This window comes from Actinosynnema sp., from assembly GCF_052038725.1.
This window is the reverse complement of record NZ_JBQGCX010000864.1, coordinates 1-14,987: the sequence shown is the minus strand read 5'-3', so window position 1 is coordinate 14,987 and position 14,987 is coordinate 1. Positions and strand designations below refer to the sequence as shown.

Below are 14,987 nucleotides of genomic sequence, written 5' to 3'. Positions count from 1 at the left end.
CTTGAGATGAACAGCACCGACACCGCCGAGCAGGGCGCCGCCGTGCAGGACGTCGACGCGCTGCGGCAGGAGATCGACCACCTGGACGCCGAGCTGCTGCGGCTGGTCAAGCGCCGGGTCGAGGTGTCCAAGGTGATCGGCGCGGCGCGGATGGCCGCGGGGGGGACCAAGATCGTGCACAACCGGGAGATCGACGTCATCAACCGCTACCGGGAGCTGGGGCCGGAGGGGCGCGACCTGGCGATGATCCTGCTGCGGCTGGGCCGGGGCGCGCTGGGGCGCTGAACCGGCCCCGCGCGCTTCGCCCGGACGGGTGGAGTCGAGGCCTCGGACGAGCGGCGTGGGGAGGGCGGGCCCACCGGGAGCACCCGGCGGGCCGCCCGGACCCGCGCACCCGGCCTGAGCGGGTGCTGCGGGACCGTCGGCGGGCCCGGAAGCGGCCCGGAAGCGGCCCGGCGGCGAGCGGGACCGGCGGCGAGCGGCCCGGTGGCGACCGGGGGCTTGACCGCCTCCGGCTCCGGTTCAGCGGGCGAACTCCCAGCGGTCCGCCAACACGGCCCTGACCAGGGCGAGGTCGGCGTCCACCAGCTGGGTGTCGTCGGGCACGTAGGCCAGCGGGTCCTCCAGCAGGTCGAGCCCGAGCAGGCCCTCCACCAGCGCGTGCAGGCACAGCGCGGCGTACCCGCGCAGGTAGCCGCCCTCCTGGGTGAGCACGGTCGGCAGCCCCTCGGCGGCCACCCGCGCGCCGATCGCCCGGTAGCCGGCGGCGGTGAGGTTGTGCCTGCCGTTGGGGTCGAACGCGGAGCCGTCGAAGCCGGAGGCGCACACCAGGAAGTCCGCGCCGAACTCGCGGACCGCCGGGAGCACCACCTCGTCCATCGCGCGCGCGTACGCGCGATCGCCCGCGCCCAGGGACAGCTCGACGTTGACGTTGCCGAGCGCGGGCTCGTCGGGCGCGCCGGTCTGCCGGTGGTTCGCGCCCCACGGGCCGTGCCGCATGTGGACCGACGCGGTCAGCACGTCCTCGGTGCCCGCGAACACCTCCTGGGTGCCGTTGCCGTGGTGCACGTCCCAGTCGAGCACCGCGACCCGCCGCCCGGCCCGACGCGCGGTCTCGGCGACCAGCGCGGCGTTGTTGACCAGGCAGTAGCCGTCGGCGAGCCCCGGCTGGGCGTGGTGGCCGGGTGGGCGGACGAGCGCGTAGGCCAGCCGGGTGCGACCGGAGGCGACCGCGTCGTGCGCGGCGAGGGCGGTTCCCGCCGCCGCCAGCACGGCCTCCCAGGAACCCGGCCCGACCAGCGTGTTCACCTCCAGCGCGACCCGTCCCGGCCCGGCGCAGGCGGCCTTGAGCGCGGCCAGGTAGCCGGGTTCGTGGACGCGCGCGAGCTCCTCCTCGGTGGCCGCGCGACCGGTCGACCAGGTCAGGTGGCCCGCGACGGGGCCGTGCCGCAGCGCGTGCCGGAAGGTGCGCAGCCGGGCGGCGCTCTCCGGGTGCGGCTCGGGCTCGTCGAGCCAGTCCCACTCGCCGGGCAGCTCCCACAGGCCGGAGCCCGCGTCGTGCTCCAGGCAGGCGTCGTGCCAGAACATCTCCACGCACCGGAGATATCAGGGCGATCACGGATGGTCCACCGGGAAAATCGACGTGCACACTGGTCGCATGGACGTCATCGGCCTGATCACCGGTCTCATCGCCATCCTCGGACTGCTCGCCACCCTCGCGCACGGCGGCTACCTCGCCGCGCTGAACTCCGCCGCCAAGAGCAAGGGCGCCTCGGGCGCGCCGATCGCCAACTACGTGCGCGGGCGCTGGAGCGTCGCGGGCGTGACCGTGGCCGCCGCGGCGGTCGGCCTGATCATCAACGGCGGTTCGAGCCTGGCCGCCGACGTGATCGGCGCGGTCATCGCCGGTGGCGCGGGCCTGGCCGCGACGAACTCGCTGCAGGGCGCCAGGAAGCGGCTGAACAGCGGCAGCTGACACATCACCTGAAGGGGTGCTGCTGCGCCACGCAGGGATGATGCGCGCCGCCGTCCGGCAGCCTCCCGCCTAGCCTGTGCCAGGCGGGAGGGGCTATCCACCATGAACTCCAGGGCGGACGAGCAGCGGCAGGGCAGGCACCGGCTTCCGGACGACGCGGCCGAGTGGGCCTCGATGGGCGGTCAGCTGCCCGTCGACGCGCCCCCGCCGCGCGACCCGCTGCACGACAGCGACGCGGTCGGGCTGAGCAAGTTCAACATCGGGATGGTGCCCGCTTCGGTGACACCGCCCAAGACGTGGCGGCGCGCCGCGTGGTTCACGGTGATCTCGTCGGCGAGCGTGCTGGTGGGGTTGGCCGTGGCCGCGGTGGAGCTGGTCGGGCCGCCGAGGCCGGACGAGCCGTTCGCGCTGCCCTCCTACCCCCCGACGGCCCCGAGGCTGCCGGTGCTGACCACGACCGCCCCGCCGCCGGAGGCCGCGGTCGAGCCGGAGGTCGCGGCGCTGGCCGACGCCGCGCCGGACCGGGGTGGCCAGGCGCCGCAGGACGCGCCCGCGGCGGGCGGGGTCGGCAAGGCCCACGCGGGTCGGGGCGCGGGCCCCGGCGAGGGCGGGTGGACCGGCGAGCAGCGGGTCACCGCGCCGCAGGCGGGCCGGGCGAGCGCGGTCCCGGCTCCCCCGCCGCAGGTGTGGGCCCCGGTGACGACCGTGGCGGGCGGGAGCGCGGCGCACGAGGACGTGCTGGCGATCGCCTCGCGCACCGAGGAGTTCTACCGGCAGGTGGCGCAGAGCGCGGACGCCGCACTGGAGCTGGTGTCCGAGACCGTGCGGGGCGTGGTCGGCGCGCTGGTCGCCGAGCGGTTCGGCGGGGCCTCGCACGTCCAGGTGACCGGGATCAGCGTGGACGCGGTGCGCGGGCTGAGCACCAGCACGCTGCTGGTGACGAACCGGGACGGCACGACGTCGACCGAGCACCGGGAGCTGCTGTTCACCGTGGTGGGCGAGCCGCTGATCAGCGGTGAGCGCCCGGTCCGCGCGCGCTGAGCGGCGTCGGGGCGGCCCGGTGGCGGGCGCACCGCGAGTCTGCGCGGCCCCGCCCGGTCTGCGCCGTCCGGGGTGGTCCGCACGGCGCTGAACGCCACGAAGGGGTGAACTAGCGGGTCGCGCTCTGGCTTTCCGCTGCTCTTGCACGGTACTTCTGGCGGCCACCCAGGTAGTCAGGAGCCGCCCGTGGAACGCGCCACCGCCACCGCGACCGGTCGCAGGCACGCCCGCACGGGCTCGGTCAGCGTGGCCGAGCTGATCGGGAAGCAGCCGAGCAGGCCGGGCCCCGCCTCGGGCCGGGCGCCGGGCATCTCCGTCGAGCTGATCGGCGAGGGACGGCCCTGCGGCGGGCGGAGTTCCGGCGACCTGTTCGGCGGGGACCTCGGCGCGGGCCCGCCCGGTCCCCTCGGCGACGGGTCCGCGCTCCGGCCGCACCGGGCGCGCCGGGTGGCGCGGGTGGTCGGCTGGATCACCGGGGCGCTGGTGCTGGTCACGTCCGTGGTGGCGGCGGCGGTGCTGGCCGAGCAGCGCGGGGCGGTCGTCCAGCACCTCGCCGTCGAGGTCCTGCCCGCCATGAGCGGGGCGTCCGCGCTGCGGCCGGACCTGCTGAGCGCGGAGCTGGGCGGGACGGCGGTGGTGGACTCGGGCCTGGTGGTCGACGGCCCGCTGCCGGTGCCGCAGCCCGCGGCGCCGGAGGTCGTGGTCGGGCCGAAGCCCCAGGTGGAGGTGGTGCGGCGGTTCTTCGAGCTGCTGCCCGCCAGGCCCGCCTCGGCGTCGGCGCTGCTGTCGCCGGACCTGGTGGGCGCGAGCCCGGCGGACTTCGTGGAGTCCTGGTCGTTGATCACCGCGATCGCGGTGGAGTCGGTGGCGAACCGGCCGGACGGGACGGTGCTGGCCGTGGTGTCGATGCGGGAGCGGGACGGCGGGCTGCTGCGCGTGGAGCAGCTGTTCCGGCTGACCGGGGTCTCCGCGCCGAGGATCGTCGGGGCCGAGGTGATCTCGGCCCAGCGGAGCGCCCCACCCCAACCTTGACTCTGAGTGACCAGCAGGTGAACCAGGTGGACGCACCGTCACCTGTCGATGTGATTGCCAGGGAAAAATCCGCCAAAGGGGTTACATAAAGGGTCACGATTCGGTATCCATGTTCCCGGCAAGGGTGTGTCGCACCCCTCCGGGAAAGGGTGGCTCGCGGTGTCGAACGAGGACAATCGCCGTCGACGTGACTACTCGGACGACCGCCTCTCGGTCGCCGAGCTGATCGCTCGCAGCGAGGCCGAGACCGTGCGCTTCGCACCCGTCTCCGCACCCGTCACGCCTCGCGCCGAGCAGACCGCGCGGCTGCCCCAGAAGGCCAAGTCCAGGCTCAACCTGTCCGGCCGCGAGCTGCACATCACCGAGCTGCTGCGCCGCGAGGGCCGTCCCGCCGACGACAGCGCCACCGGTCGCGGCATCTCGGTGCCCAAGCTGGTCGCGATGGCCAGCGGCGGCGTCGTGCTGACCGGCGCGGTCGCGTTCAGCGCCTCGCAGTGGATGTCGACCCCGGACGAGCGCCCGCTGGCCGAGGTGCGGTTCGACGACCGCCAGGCCGCGCGCAGCCCCGGCAGCCTCACCGCCGACCTGGTCGGCGCGTCCCGCGACAGCCAGGACCAGGTCGAGGAGAGCGGGACCGAGGCGCCCGCGACCACCGAGACGACCCGGCAGAGCACCGCGCAGGAGCAGCCGCGCCAGCAGCAGCAGACCCAGCGCCAGCAGCAGCAGACCCAGCAGCGCTCGGGCGGCGGCAACCAGCAGCAGCAACAGCAGCCGACCACCCCGACGACCAACCCCACGACCAACCCCCAGCAGCAGACGAGCGCGCCGACCACCCCGGTCACCTCGCCCTCGCAGCCCTCCACCCAGCCGTCCACGTCCACGCCCGCGCCGCCGCCCACCAGCGGGACCACGGCGCCGCCGTCGTCCGCGACCGCCCCGCCCCCGGCGTCCGGCAGCGCGACCCCGGCGCCCACCAGCGGCGTCGACCTCGGCATCGACCTCGGCAAGGTGCTGGAGCCCGTCGGCGGCTTCGACTTCTTCGCCCCGGCCCCCTGACGGCCCGGCAGGGTCCGGCACGACGGCCCTCCCGCCCCGGATCTTCACCCGATAAGGTGCTCCGGGAATGGGGCGTCCCGCGCGGGCCCCTGATCGGCACGCGACTCGCCTGCGAGCGCCACGGGCCCGAGGCGCGCACCCCGTCCGGGGTAGGCTCTGCGGGCGTGCGGTGGCCCATGCCGAACCCCGCGCACCGATCCGCACGACGAGGAGTCCCGAGCGTGAGAGCAGCCGTTGCCTCGGTCGCGCAGCGCTTCAGCGAGGTGACCCGGTGAGCGAGGACGGACGGGTCATCGCCGATCGCTACCGCATCCTCGACCGGATCGGCAGCGGCGCCATGGGCGTCGTGTGGCGCGCGCACGACGAGCGCCTCGGCCGGGTCGTGGCCGTCAAGCAGCTGCTGCTCCAGCCGAGCCTGGACGCGCGCGAGCAGGACGAGGCCATCCAGCGCGCCATGCGCGAGGGCCGGATCGCGGCGAAGCTGCACCACCCCAACGCCATCGCGGTCTACGACGTGGTGGAGGAGGACGGCGCTCCGTGCCTGGTCATGGAGTACCTGCCCTCGTACAGCATGGCCGACACGATGTCCGAGCACGGCGTGCTGGACCCGGTCGAGGTGGCCCACATCGGCACCCAGGCCGCGGCGGCGCTGTCGGCCGCGCACGCGGCGGGCATCGTGCACCGCGACGTGAAGCCGGGCAACGTGCTGCTGGCCGAGAACGGCCTGGTCAAGATCACCGACTTCGGCATCTCGCGGGCCAGCGACGACGTCACGGTGACCAAGACCGGCCTGATCGCGGGCACGCCCGCCTACCTGGCCCCGGAGATCGCGCGCGGCCAGGACCCGACGCCCGCGTCCGACGTGTTCTCCCTCGGCTCGACGCTGTTCGCGGCGTCCGAGGGCGAGCCGCCGTTCGGGCTGAGCGAGAACACCCTGGGCGTGCTGCACGCGGTGGCGGCCGGGCGGATCAACCCGCCGACGGTCGACCACCCGCTGACCGACGTGCTGCTGCACATGCTCAACTACGACCCGGCCGACCGCCCGACCATGAGCCAGGTCCGGGACATGCTCAACGCGGTCTCGCGCGGGCGCTCGCCGAACCTGGGCGGGATGCGGCCCGCGACGGCCACCACGATCGCGCCGGTCGCCGACGCCACCACGGTGGTCGGCCCCGACCGGACCCGCGTGGTGCGCCCCGGCGGTCCGCGCACCGGCACGGGCAACCGCCCGGCGGGCTCGCGCACGACCGGGGTCCAGCCCACCGGGCTGCACCCGGACCCGAAGCCGGGCAGCAACCGGCCGCTCGCGATCACCGCGGTCGTGCTGGGCGTCATCCTGCTGGTGGGCACGCTCCTGGTGGCGCTGGACGTCTTCGACGACTCGGTGCCGCAGTCGCCGCCCGCGTCCTCGTCCTCCGAGACGCCGCCGACGACCACCTCCACGACCACCACCACGTCGACGACGACGCGGGTGGTCACCCAGGAGGAGCCGGAGCCGACGACGCAGGAGCAGACGACGACCTCGCAGCAGCCGACGACGACCTCGCAGCCGCCGCAGCAGTCGTCCGCGCCGCCGACGACGACGAGCGCCCCGCCGCCGACGACGACCTCGCAGCAGCCGCCCGCGCCGTCGTCCGGAGCGCCTCCGCAGGGGCAGGGCAACACCCCGTAGGTCGATCGGGACCCCAGGCGCTCACCAAAGGAACCCTTAACCCGTAAGGTGAGCACTACCCAATCGGGTGAGGGACTGTTCACGTCATGGTGACGGCGGAATGCGGTCGTCACTGAAGAAGCGATAGCAGCACTGGGAGCAGCCGTGACCGACGATGGCCGCCTGGTCGCCGGCCGCTACCGACTCGGGCAGCGGATCGGCAGCGGGGCGATGGGCGTGGTGTGGCAGGCCCACGACGGGCGCCTGCACCGCACCGTCGCGGTGAAGCAGTTGCTGCTTCAACCGGGCCTGGCCGAGTCGGACACGGACGAGGCGAAGCGCAGGGCGATGCGCGAGGGCCGGATCGCGGCGCGCTTGCAGCACCCGCACGCGATCGCGGTCTACGACGTGGCCGAGGACGACGGGCAACCGTGGCTGGTGATGGAGTACCTGCCGTCGAGCAGCCTCTCCACCGTGCTGTCCGAGCGGGGCACGCTGCCCCCTCGCGAGGTTGCCGCGATCGGGTCCCAGGTCGCCTCGGCGCTGGCCGCCGCGCACGACGCGGGCATCACGCACCGCGACATCAAGCCGGGCAACATCCTGCTGGGCAACGACGGCACCGTGAAGATCACCGACTTCGGCATCTCGCGGGCGACCGGCGACGTGACGGTGACCGCGACCGGGATGCTGGCGGGCACCCCCGCCTACCTGGCCCCCGAGGTCGCCAAGGGCTACGACCCCGGTTCGCCGTCCGACGTGTTCTCGCTGGGCTCGACGCTGTACGCGGCGATCGAGGGGATGCCCCCGTTCGGCCTGAACGAGAACACCATCGCGCTGCTGCACCAGGTCGCGTCGGGCAAGGTGACGCCGCCGAAGCAGGCCGGTCCGCTGACCGCGCTGCTGATGCGCCTGCTGCGCGCCGAGCCGGAGGACCGGCCGACGATGGCCGAGGCGCGCGAGGCGCTGGCGGCGGTGGCCGCCGGGCGGACCGCGCCCGAGTTCCCGATGCAGATGCCGAGGTCGCACCCGCCGTCGTGGCAGGGCGCGCCGGTGACGGTGCCCGCGACGGGCATCTCGACCCGCGCGATCGCCCCGGTGCACAACCAGGGCCAGGGCGGGCAGGGCCAGGGCGGTCCCGCGCCCCTGCCGCACGCGCCCCAGCAGCACGTGCAGCCGCCGCAACAGCAGCAGCACCACCAGTCGCAGCCGAACGCGACCCGGATCGACCAGCGCCCCGCGTCGGGCCACTCGCTCCCGCCGGCGGCGATGAGCAGACCCCCGGCCGCCCGGCCCAGGGCCGCGCGGCAGCAGTCGGGCGGCGGGAGCGGCGGCAACAACCGCTCCACCATGATCACCACGTTGGCCATCGTGGGCGCGGCGGTGCTCGGCATCCTGCTGGCCAGCTTCTTCACCGGCGACGACGGCGGCGACAACGCCAACACGCCGCCCCCGACCGTGACCGTCTCCAAGTCCGGCGACGCGGGTTCGGACAAGCCCAAGGCCCAGGTGCCCGAGCGCCCGAAGGTCAGCGGCGACGGTCCCACGGAAGCGGACCAGAAGCAGTTCATCGAGGCCTACTACGGCACCGCCGTGGCCGACACCGACGCGGGCTGGGCCATGCTCGCGCCCGGCGGCGCCGCGCAGGGCCAGGGCCGGAGCACCTACGACGCGTTCTGGGGCAACGTCAAGTCGGTGACCGTGGACTCGGTGACCCAGCAGTCGCCGTACTTCTGGTCGGCCAAGGTCACCTACACCATGGCCGACGGCTCGACGGAGACCAAGACCAAGAACATCGTGGTCAAGTGGCAGGGCACGGACCTGTACGTGCAGAGCGAGAGCTGACCCGCCGCTAGCTCGCGGCGACGACGGCCCGGAGGGCGTCGAGCAGGCTCGCCACGGCGGGCGTGCCGACGGCTCCGGGCCGCACCGCTGTGCAGACCGTCCTGGTGGGCTCGGGGTGGCGCAGCCGCCGGACGACGACGCCGGGGTTGACCACGCCGAGCCCCAGGTCCGGGATGACGCTGACGCCCAGCCCGGCCGCCACGAAGCCCTGCGCGGTGGGGAAGTCGGCGGCGTCGACCACGAAGTCCGGGGTGAACCCGGCGGCGGCGCAGGCCGCGAGCACCGCGTCCTTGCACGCGCCCGGCTCGGGCACCGAGTCGACCCAGCGCTCCCCCGCCAGCTCGGCGAGGTCGAGCACCTCCCGGTGGGCCAGCGGGTGCCCGGCGGGCAGCACGGCCGCGTAGGGCTCGTCGAACAGCGGCTCCAGGTGGACGTCCGGGTACCGGTCGTGGTCGAGCCGGGTGACGACGGCCAGCGCCACGTCGGCGCGGCCCTCGGCGACCTCGGTGATCGGGTCGCCGGGGTCGACCAGGCGCAGTTCCAGGCGCACGTCGGGGTGCTCGGCGCGGAAGGCGGCGACGGCGGGCGGGAGCAGGGCGGCGCCCGCCGTGGAGAAGTAGCGCACGCGCAGCCTGCCCGCGCGGCCCTCGCGCAGGTCGGCGATGGCGGTCTCGGCCTCGGTGATCCGGTCGGCGATGCGGGCGGCGTGCTCGGTGAGGACCCGGCCCGCGTGGGTGGGGCGCACGCCCCGGCCGACCCGCTCCAGCAGGGCGAGCCCGGCCTGCCGCTCCAGTGCGGTGATCTGCTGGCTGACCGCCGAGGGCGTGTAGCCGAGGTTGGTCGCGGCGGCGGTGATGGAGCCGGTGGTGACCACGGCGCGGAGGACCTGCATCCTGCGGACGTCCAACATGGCCCGACTGTACAACTCCTCTTCAAGGAAGTGTATGAATATTAAATTGTGCTAAGACTTCCCTTGGCGCAGTCTAGGCCCATGAACAACCCCGGCTCGCTGGTCAGGATGGGCGTGCTCGCCCTGGTGTGGGGCTCCAGCTTCCTGTGGATCAAGGTCGCCCTCACCGGGCTGTCCCCGGTGCAGATCGCGCTGGCGCGGACCGCGCTCGGCGCGCTCACCCTGGTGGCGGTGCTCCTGGCGAGCGGGCAGCGGCTGCCGCGCGGGAGGGCGCTGTGGGGGCACCTGGCGGTGGCGGCGCTGTTCAACAACACCGTGCCGTTCGTGCTGTTCGCGGTCGGCGAGCAGAGCGTGGACTCGGGCGTGGCCGGGGTGCTCAACGCCACCACGCCGCTGTGGACGCTGCTGCTGGGGCTGGCGCTGGGCACCGAGCGGGGCGGCAGCCGGGCCCGGCTGGCCGGGCTGGCGCTGGGCTTCGCCGGGGTGCTGCTGATCTTCGCGCCGTGGGAGCGGGGCGGACTGGCCAGCTGGGGCGCGCTGGCGTGCCTGGTGGCGGCGGCCTCGTACGCGGTGGCCTACACCTACATCGGGCGGACGGTGTCCGGGCGCGGGGCGAGTTCGATGCAGCTGTCCTCGGCGCAGCTGGTGGTGGGCAGCGGCCTGACCGCCCTCGCGCTGCCCGCGGGCGGGTTGGAGGCGCCGCACCCGTCCTGGGAGGCGGTGCTGGCGGTGGCGGTGCTGGGCGTGCTGGGCACGGGCCTGGCGTTCCTGCTGAACTACCGGCTGATCGAGGACGAGGGCCCGACGAACGCCACCGTGGTCGGCTACCTGCTGCCGGTGGTCTCGGTCCTGCTGGGCGCGGTGTTCCTCGGGGAGGCGCTGACCCTGCGGGTCGTGGCGGGCATGGCCGTTGTTCTCGCAGGGGTCGCCCTGACCCGCGCGCGACGGGCCCCGAGGCCCCTCCCGGAGGTCCGGGAAGCGGTCGTGGCGGCGGCCTCCGGGGAGCCGGCTACGCTCAAGTGACCTGCGGTAACGCATGGTTACCGGCCAGTTGAGACGGGTCGTGGGCAGAACGGGTGGACCTGCGGCCCACGTCTCCCCCGATCGCGTGGTGTTGGCCGGAACCACGTCCCGATCGGCCTTCCCGGACGTCTCCTCACATGAGACCGGACCAAGACGGGAAGGCTAGACACCATGAGCGCCGAGAGCATCACCACGACGACGACGTTCCACCTGCTGGTTCCAGGGGCCGCCCCCGCGCCGGTCGAGGCGGAGCTGCACTACGAGCCCGAGGACCCGTACGCGGTGGCCGTCCTGTTCCACACCGGTCAGGGCAAGGTGGAGTGGATCTTCGCCCGCGACCTGCTGGCCGACGGCCTGCTCACCCCGTCCGGCGAGGGCGACATCCTCGTCCGCCCGGCGAGCGACGACCCCGAGCGCGTCCTGCTGGAGCTGAACGCGCCGACCGGGTTCGCCATCCTGTCCGCCATCGCGGAGCACATCGCCGAGTTCCTGGACCTGACCTACGACGTGGTCCAGCCCGGCGAGGAGGACCTGTGGATCGACTTCGACCGGGAGCTCGCCAAGCTGGTCTCGACCAACTGACCGCTCCCCGCAACCCCCAGGACGCCCGCGGGGCCCGACTGCTAGACCAACCTCCGGTCGGAGGCCCAGCGGGAGAGTTCGTACCGGTTCGAGAGCTGCGTCTTCCGCAAGACGCTCGACACGTGGGTTTCCACCGTCTTCACGGAGATGAACAGCTCTGAAGCGATTTCCTTGTACGCGTACCCCCGCGCGAGCAGGCGGAGCACGTCGCGCTCGCGGGGCGTCAGCAGGTCCAGCTCGGGATCGCTGATGGGGGCCGCGCCGGGTCGGTCCGCGAAGGCGTCCAGCACGAACCCGGCCAGCCGGGGCGAGAACACCGCGTCTCCCTCGGCCACCCGCACGACGGCGCGCACCAGCTCCTGGCTGGAGATCGTCTTGGTCACGTACCCGCGCGCGCCCGCGCGGATGACCGCGATCACGTCCTCGGCCGCGTCGGACACCGACAGGGCGAGGAACACCACCTCGGGCAGCGCCTTGCGGACCTGGCGCAGCACCTCCGCGCCGCCGCCGTCGGGCATGTGCACGTCGAGCAGGACCACGTCGGGCCGGTGCCTGCCGATGCCCGCGACGGCCTCGCCGACCGAGCCCGCCTCCCCGACCACCTCGACGTCGTCGGTGATCGAGTCCAGCTCGGCGCGAACGCCCGCCCTGAACAGCGCGTGGTCGTCGACCAGGAACACCCGTACCGTCACGTGCGGGCCTCCGTTCTCCTCGGCATCAGCAGCTGCACCTCGGTACCCTCACCCGGCGCCGTGCGCAGGCGGGTCTCACCGCCGTGCCGCTCCATCCTCCCCCGGATCGAGTCCGCGAGGCCATGCCGGTCCTCGGGAACACCGCCGGGGTCGAACCCCTTGCCCCGGTCGCGCACGAACACCGCGACCTGCTCCGGCTCGACCTCGCAGTACACGCTCACCTCGGCCACCCCGGCGTGCTTGCCCGCGTTGACCACGGCCTCGCGCGCGGCGGCCACCAGCGCCAGCAGGTTGGGGTCCAGCTCGCAGTCGCCGACGACGACCTGCTGCACGTTCAGCGCGAAGGCGTCCTCCACCTCGCCGCAGGCCTGCGCGATGGCCGCCGCCAGCGTCCCCGGCTGCCCGTTCTCCCCCGCTTTGCCGTACAGCCACTCGCGCAGCTGCCGCTCCTGGCCCCTGGCGAGCCTGCGGACCTCGCGGGGCTGCTCGGCCTGCTTCTGGATCAGCGCGAGCGTCTGGAGCACCGAGTCGTGCAGGTGGGCGGCGATCTCGGCGCGCTCCTCGGTGCGGATGCGGACCCGGCGCTCCTCGCCCAGGTCGTTGATCAGCTTGAGCCACAGCGGGACGGTGAGGACGCCCACGCCGCACAGCGTGGCGACCACGGCCAGCAGGGCGAACCGGAGCTGGTTGAGGCCGTAGCTGTTGACCAGGACCGCGCCGACGCCGATGGCGACCAGCGCCACGCCCGCCATGACCCGCACGATCGCGGTGCGCCCGCCGCCGAGCAGGCCGGTGCGGGCCCCGTCGACCCAGCGCCTACGCTGCGCCTCGTCGGCCTCGCGCCACACCACGGCCGCGCCGACCAGGGAGACCGCGAGCGGCCCGGTGATCCAGCCGCTGAGCGGTCCGGACGTGAGCCCGGTGATCACGGCGGCGGCGATGCCCAGCGCGACCAGACCGAGCGCCTGCTGGCGCTCCCGGCCGCTCGGCGGCTGCTCCTCCTCGCCCGTGGGCCGCTGCGGCACGAGCAGCCACAGCAGGCCGTACGCGACGACCCCGATGAAGTTCAGCGCGGTCAGCATGGCGAACACGGCGCGCACCCAGAAGACGTCGACGCCCAGGTGCTCGGCCACGCCGCCCGCGACCCCCGCGACGACCCGGCCGGTGCGCCGCCTGCGCACGGGGTCGTGCGCCTTCTCCGGGGTGGTCTCCACCTGCGTGCTCACCCCCTGATCGTCACACGCGCGCGAGGCAGGGACATCAGGGTCCAACCCCGAGACGGGGATCAGGGTCGCTCCCGGATGTGCCGACCGGCGCTCGGGCAGCACCATTGGCGTCGTGAGCGGGAACGTGGGCGCGGCGGGTGTCGAGGAGACGCTGAAGGACTTCTGGGCCAGCAGGCCCAGGCGGCCCCAGGGCGGGCGGAAGGTCGCCGGGGTCGCCGCGGGCATCGCGGAGCGGTACCGGCTGGACCCGGTGATCGTCCGGGTCGCCCTCGTGGCGCTGGCGCTGTGCGACGGCGCGGGGGTGCTGGTCTACCTGGCCGGGTGGCTGCTGCTGGCGCAGGTGGGCGACGAGGTGTCGCCGCTGGAGGCGCTGGTCGGCCGGGGCCGCAGCTCGACGCCGACCCCGGTGACGGTGCTGCTGGGGCTGGCGGTGCTGCCCACGTCGGGGCTGCTGTTCAACGGCGGCTTCGCGCTGGTGTCGGGCCTGGCGCTGGCGCTGGGCTCGGTCTACCTGCTGCACAGCTCACGGGGCGCGGAGAACCGCCCGGTGCCGACGGCGCCGGTTCGCAGGGACTTGGGGGCCGCACGAGCGGCGGGCAGTGACCAGGAGGTGGGTGTGGACGAGCGGGGGACGGCGGAACCGGTCAGGCCGCCCGCGTGGGACCCGCTGGGGGCGGCTCCTTTCGCGTGGGACCTGCCGGAGCCGGGGGCGGGGCGGGCGACCGCCGTGGCGGAGCGGCCCGAGGCGGCGGTCCCGCGCGGGCGCAGGCGTTCGCGGGTGGGGCCGCTGACGTTCGGCGCGATGATGGTGGTGCTGGCCGGGTCGATCGTGGCGGCCGAGCACGACCCGTGGTTCACCCCGCCGCACGTGCTGGGCCTGCTGGTGGGCGTGCTGGGGCTGGGGATGCTCGTCGGCGCGGTGACCGGGGGCGGCGGCAAGGGGCTGATGTGGCTGGTGGTGCCGCTGAGCGCGGTGGGCGTGCTCGCGTCGGCCGCGGGCTTCCAGGACTTCCGCGACTTCGACGGCCCGGCCGGGTCGATCACGGCGGCGCCGGTGTCGGCGGGCGAGCTGGAGCCGAGCTACGAGTTCGGCGCGGGCGAGGTGACCCTGGACCTGGTGGGCCTGCCCGAGGGCGAGACGGCGCGCACGACCGTGCGGCTGGGGGCGGGCACCATCAGGGTGAAGGTGCCCAGGAACGCGGACGTGGTGGCGACCTGCCACACCAACGTGGGCGTCGTGACGTGCCTGGACCAGGAGCGGCAGGGCAGGCAGCAGACGGTCACCGTGGACGAGAACGGCCCGGACGGGCCCGGTGGCCTCAGGGTGGAGCTGGACCTGCGGACGAGCTTGGGAGAGGTGGCGGTGACCCGTGGGTGAGCACGAGGTGCGCGAGCGCAGGCCGGGGATCGACGTGGTGAGCCTGGTCTTCGGCCTCACCGCCCTGATCGCCTCCGCCTACATGCTGGCGGACGACTCGGCGCTGTCGGGCCTGGACCTGCGCTGGCTGCTCGCGGGCGGCGCGCTGGTGATCGGCCTGGGGCTGCTGGGCGGCTCGGTCCGGAGGCGCCAGTAGACCGGGGGGTCGGAGGGGCTCGGCCGGGTCGGGGGACGCGGCTGGGCGCACGGGGAAGCGGAGAGGGGGCCGGCCGGGGGGGCGGGCCCCCCGGGCCTCCCCCGGGGGGGGGGGGGGCCCCACACCCCCACCCATGTGGCCCGCGGGGTGGCCCGCCGGCTCGTGCGGGACCGGCTCGCCCACGCCCCCGCCGGCGAGCCCGTGTGGTCGATGTGCGACGCCGGCAACGCGGCGTCGCTCGCGCTGCACGCCTCGACGGGCTTCGTCGAGGTGCTGCGTGCCCCGCGGCTGCTCGGCGAGACCTTCGTCAGCGGCGAGGGCGTGCTGCTGCGCCTCGACCCTGCCTAGCCGGGGTCAGCGCGCCCCGGCGCTCACTCCCACTC

General features: G+C 74.5%; 16 protein-coding genes. 12 read left to right on the top strand and 4 right to left on the bottom strand.

What is annotated here, in order from left to right:
- Positions 1–6 precede the first annotated feature (6 nt).
- Complete coding sequence (locus ACTUAL_RS17730; protein WP_096497063.1) at positions 7–285, top strand: chorismate mutase; 279 nt, start codon at positions 7–9, stop codon at positions 283–285.
- Positions 286–522: 237 nt separating this feature from the next.
- On the opposite strand, the gene ACTUAL_RS17725 is transcribed toward ACTUAL_RS17730, so the two are convergent.
- Positions 523–1,587, bottom strand: coding sequence for a histone deacetylase (locus ACTUAL_RS17725; RefSeq protein ID WP_440901053.1), 1,065 nt, complete (start codon positions 1,585–1,587; stop codon positions 523–525).
- A 70-nt stretch (positions 1,588–1,657) separates the two neighbouring features.
- Here ACTUAL_RS17725 and ACTUAL_RS17720 point away from each other — a divergent pair, with 70 nt between their 5' ends.
- From ACTUAL_RS17720 to ACTUAL_RS17695, 6 genes are all read left to right on the top strand, one after another.
- A complete protein-coding gene (locus tag ACTUAL_RS17720) occupies positions 1,658–1,975 on the top strand; it encodes a hypothetical protein (protein ID WP_096497064.1) in 318 nt (105 codons plus the stop codon).
- A gap of 102 nt (positions 1,976–2,077) precedes the next feature.
- Positions 2,078–3,016, top strand: a complete 939-nt coding sequence (locus ACTUAL_RS17715) for a hypothetical protein (protein ID WP_440901052.1) — start codon at positions 2,078–2,080, stop codon at positions 3,014–3,016.
- A gap of 186 nt (positions 3,017–3,202) precedes the next feature.
- Complete coding sequence (locus ACTUAL_RS17710; RefSeq protein WP_440901051.1) at positions 3,203–4,048, top strand: hypothetical protein; 846 nt, start codon at positions 3,203–3,205, stop codon at positions 4,046–4,048.
- A 159-nt stretch (positions 4,049–4,207) separates the two neighbouring features.
- Positions 4,208–5,104: a hypothetical protein gene (locus ACTUAL_RS17705; protein ID WP_440901050.1), complete on the top strand. Its 897-nt coding sequence runs from the start codon at positions 4,208–4,210 to the stop codon at positions 5,102–5,104.
- A 271-nt stretch (positions 5,105–5,375) separates the two neighbouring features.
- Positions 5,376–6,776 carry a serine/threonine-protein kinase gene (locus tag ACTUAL_RS17700; RefSeq protein WP_096497068.1) on the top strand — a complete coding sequence of 467 codons (1,401 nt, stop codon included), beginning with the start codon at positions 5,376–5,378 and terminating at the stop codon, positions 6,774–6,776.
- Between the two features lie 144 nt (positions 6,777–6,920).
- Entirely contained in the window at positions 6,921–8,597 is a 1,677-nt protein-coding gene (locus tag ACTUAL_RS17695; protein WP_440901049.1) for a serine/threonine-protein kinase, read from the top strand.
- A 7-nt stretch (positions 8,598–8,604) separates the two neighbouring features.
- Here ACTUAL_RS17695 and ACTUAL_RS17690 read toward each other — a convergent pair whose 3' ends face one another.
- Positions 8,605–9,507 carry a LysR family transcriptional regulator gene (locus ACTUAL_RS17690; RefSeq protein ID WP_096497070.1) on the bottom strand — a complete coding sequence of 301 codons (903 nt, stop codon included), beginning with the start codon at positions 9,505–9,507 and terminating at the stop codon, positions 8,605–8,607.
- A gap of 81 nt (positions 9,508–9,588) precedes the next feature.
- On the opposite strand from ACTUAL_RS17690, the gene ACTUAL_RS17685 reads away from it, so the two are divergent.
- Together ACTUAL_RS17685 and ACTUAL_RS17680 are read left to right on the top strand one after the other, a co-directional pair.
- The gene (locus ACTUAL_RS17685) at positions 9,589–10,530 is read left to right on the top strand and encodes a DMT family transporter (protein WP_440901048.1); all 942 of its coding nucleotides are present in this window, start codon (positions 9,589–9,591) and stop codon (positions 10,528–10,530) included.
- Positions 10,531–10,701: 171 nt separating this feature from the next.
- Positions 10,702–11,112: an SsgA family sporulation/cell division regulator gene (locus ACTUAL_RS17680; protein ID WP_015805207.1), complete on the top strand. Its 411-nt coding sequence runs from the start codon at positions 10,702–10,704 to the stop codon at positions 11,110–11,112.
- Positions 11,113–11,153: 41 nt separating this feature from the next.
- On the opposite strand, the gene ACTUAL_RS17675 is transcribed toward ACTUAL_RS17680, so the two are convergent.
- On the bottom strand, positions 11,154–11,804 hold the full coding sequence (locus ACTUAL_RS17675) for a response regulator (RefSeq protein WP_015805208.1): 651 nt from the start codon (positions 11,802–11,804) through the stop codon (positions 11,154–11,156).
- Positions 11,801–13,135 carry an ATP-binding protein gene (locus tag ACTUAL_RS17670; RefSeq protein WP_096498103.1) on the bottom strand — a complete coding sequence of 445 codons (1,335 nt, stop codon included), beginning with the start codon at positions 13,133–13,135 and terminating at the stop codon, positions 11,801–11,803. The genes ACTUAL_RS17675 and ACTUAL_RS17670 overlap by 4 nt, the downstream gene beginning before the upstream one ends.
- A gap of 7 nt (positions 13,136–13,142) precedes the next feature.
- On the opposite strand from ACTUAL_RS17670, the gene ACTUAL_RS17665 reads away from it, so the two are divergent.
- The 3 genes from ACTUAL_RS17665 to ACTUAL_RS17655 all read left to right on the top strand — a co-directional run bounded on the left by ACTUAL_RS17665 (position 13,143) and on the right by ACTUAL_RS17655 (position 14,952).
- On the top strand, positions 13,143–14,408 hold the full coding sequence (locus ACTUAL_RS17665) for a PspC domain-containing protein (protein ID WP_440901047.1): 1,266 nt from the start codon (positions 13,143–13,145) through the stop codon (positions 14,406–14,408).
- Complete coding sequence (locus ACTUAL_RS17660; protein WP_096497073.1) at positions 14,401–14,604, top strand: hypothetical protein; 204 nt, start codon at positions 14,401–14,403, stop codon at positions 14,602–14,604. Before ACTUAL_RS17665 ends, ACTUAL_RS17660 begins: the two co-directional genes overlap by 8 nt.
- Positions 14,605–14,739: 135 nt before the next feature.
- Positions 14,740–14,952 carry a hypothetical protein gene (locus tag ACTUAL_RS17655; protein WP_440901046.1) on the top strand — a complete coding sequence of 71 codons (213 nt, stop codon included), beginning with the start codon at positions 14,740–14,742 and terminating at the stop codon, positions 14,950–14,952.
- Positions 14,953–14,987 lie beyond the last annotated feature (35 nt).

Bases quoted from the DNA above. Each gene is read 5' to 3' on its own strand.
- ACTUAL_RS17730 (WP_096497063.1), top strand. From the start codon at position 7: ATGAACAGCACCGACACCGCCGAGCAGGGCGCCGCCGTGCAGGACGTC.
- ACTUAL_RS17725 (WP_440901053.1), bottom strand. From the start codon at position 1,587: ATGTTCTGGCACGACGCCTGCCTGGAGCACGACGCGGGCTCCGGCCTG.
- ACTUAL_RS17720 (WP_096497064.1), top strand. From the start codon at position 1,658: ATGGACGTCATCGGCCTGATCACCGGTCTCATCGCCATCCTCGGACTG.
- ACTUAL_RS17715 (WP_440901052.1), top strand. From the start codon at position 2,078: ATGAACTCCAGGGCGGACGAGCAGCGGCAGGGCAGGCACCGGCTTCCG.
- ACTUAL_RS17690 (WP_096497070.1), bottom strand. From the start codon at position 9,507: ATGTTGGACGTCCGCAGGATGCAGGTCCTCCGCGCCGTGGTCACCACC.
- ACTUAL_RS17685 (WP_440901048.1), top strand. From the start codon at position 9,589: ATGAACAACCCCGGCTCGCTGGTCAGGATGGGCGTGCTCGCCCTGGTG.
- ACTUAL_RS17680 (WP_015805207.1), top strand. From the start codon at position 10,702: ATGAGCGCCGAGAGCATCACCACGACGACGACGTTCCACCTGCTGGTT.
- ACTUAL_RS17670 (WP_096498103.1), bottom strand. From the start codon at position 13,135: ATGGTGCTGCCCGAGCGCCGGTCGGCACATCCGGGAGCGACCCTGATC.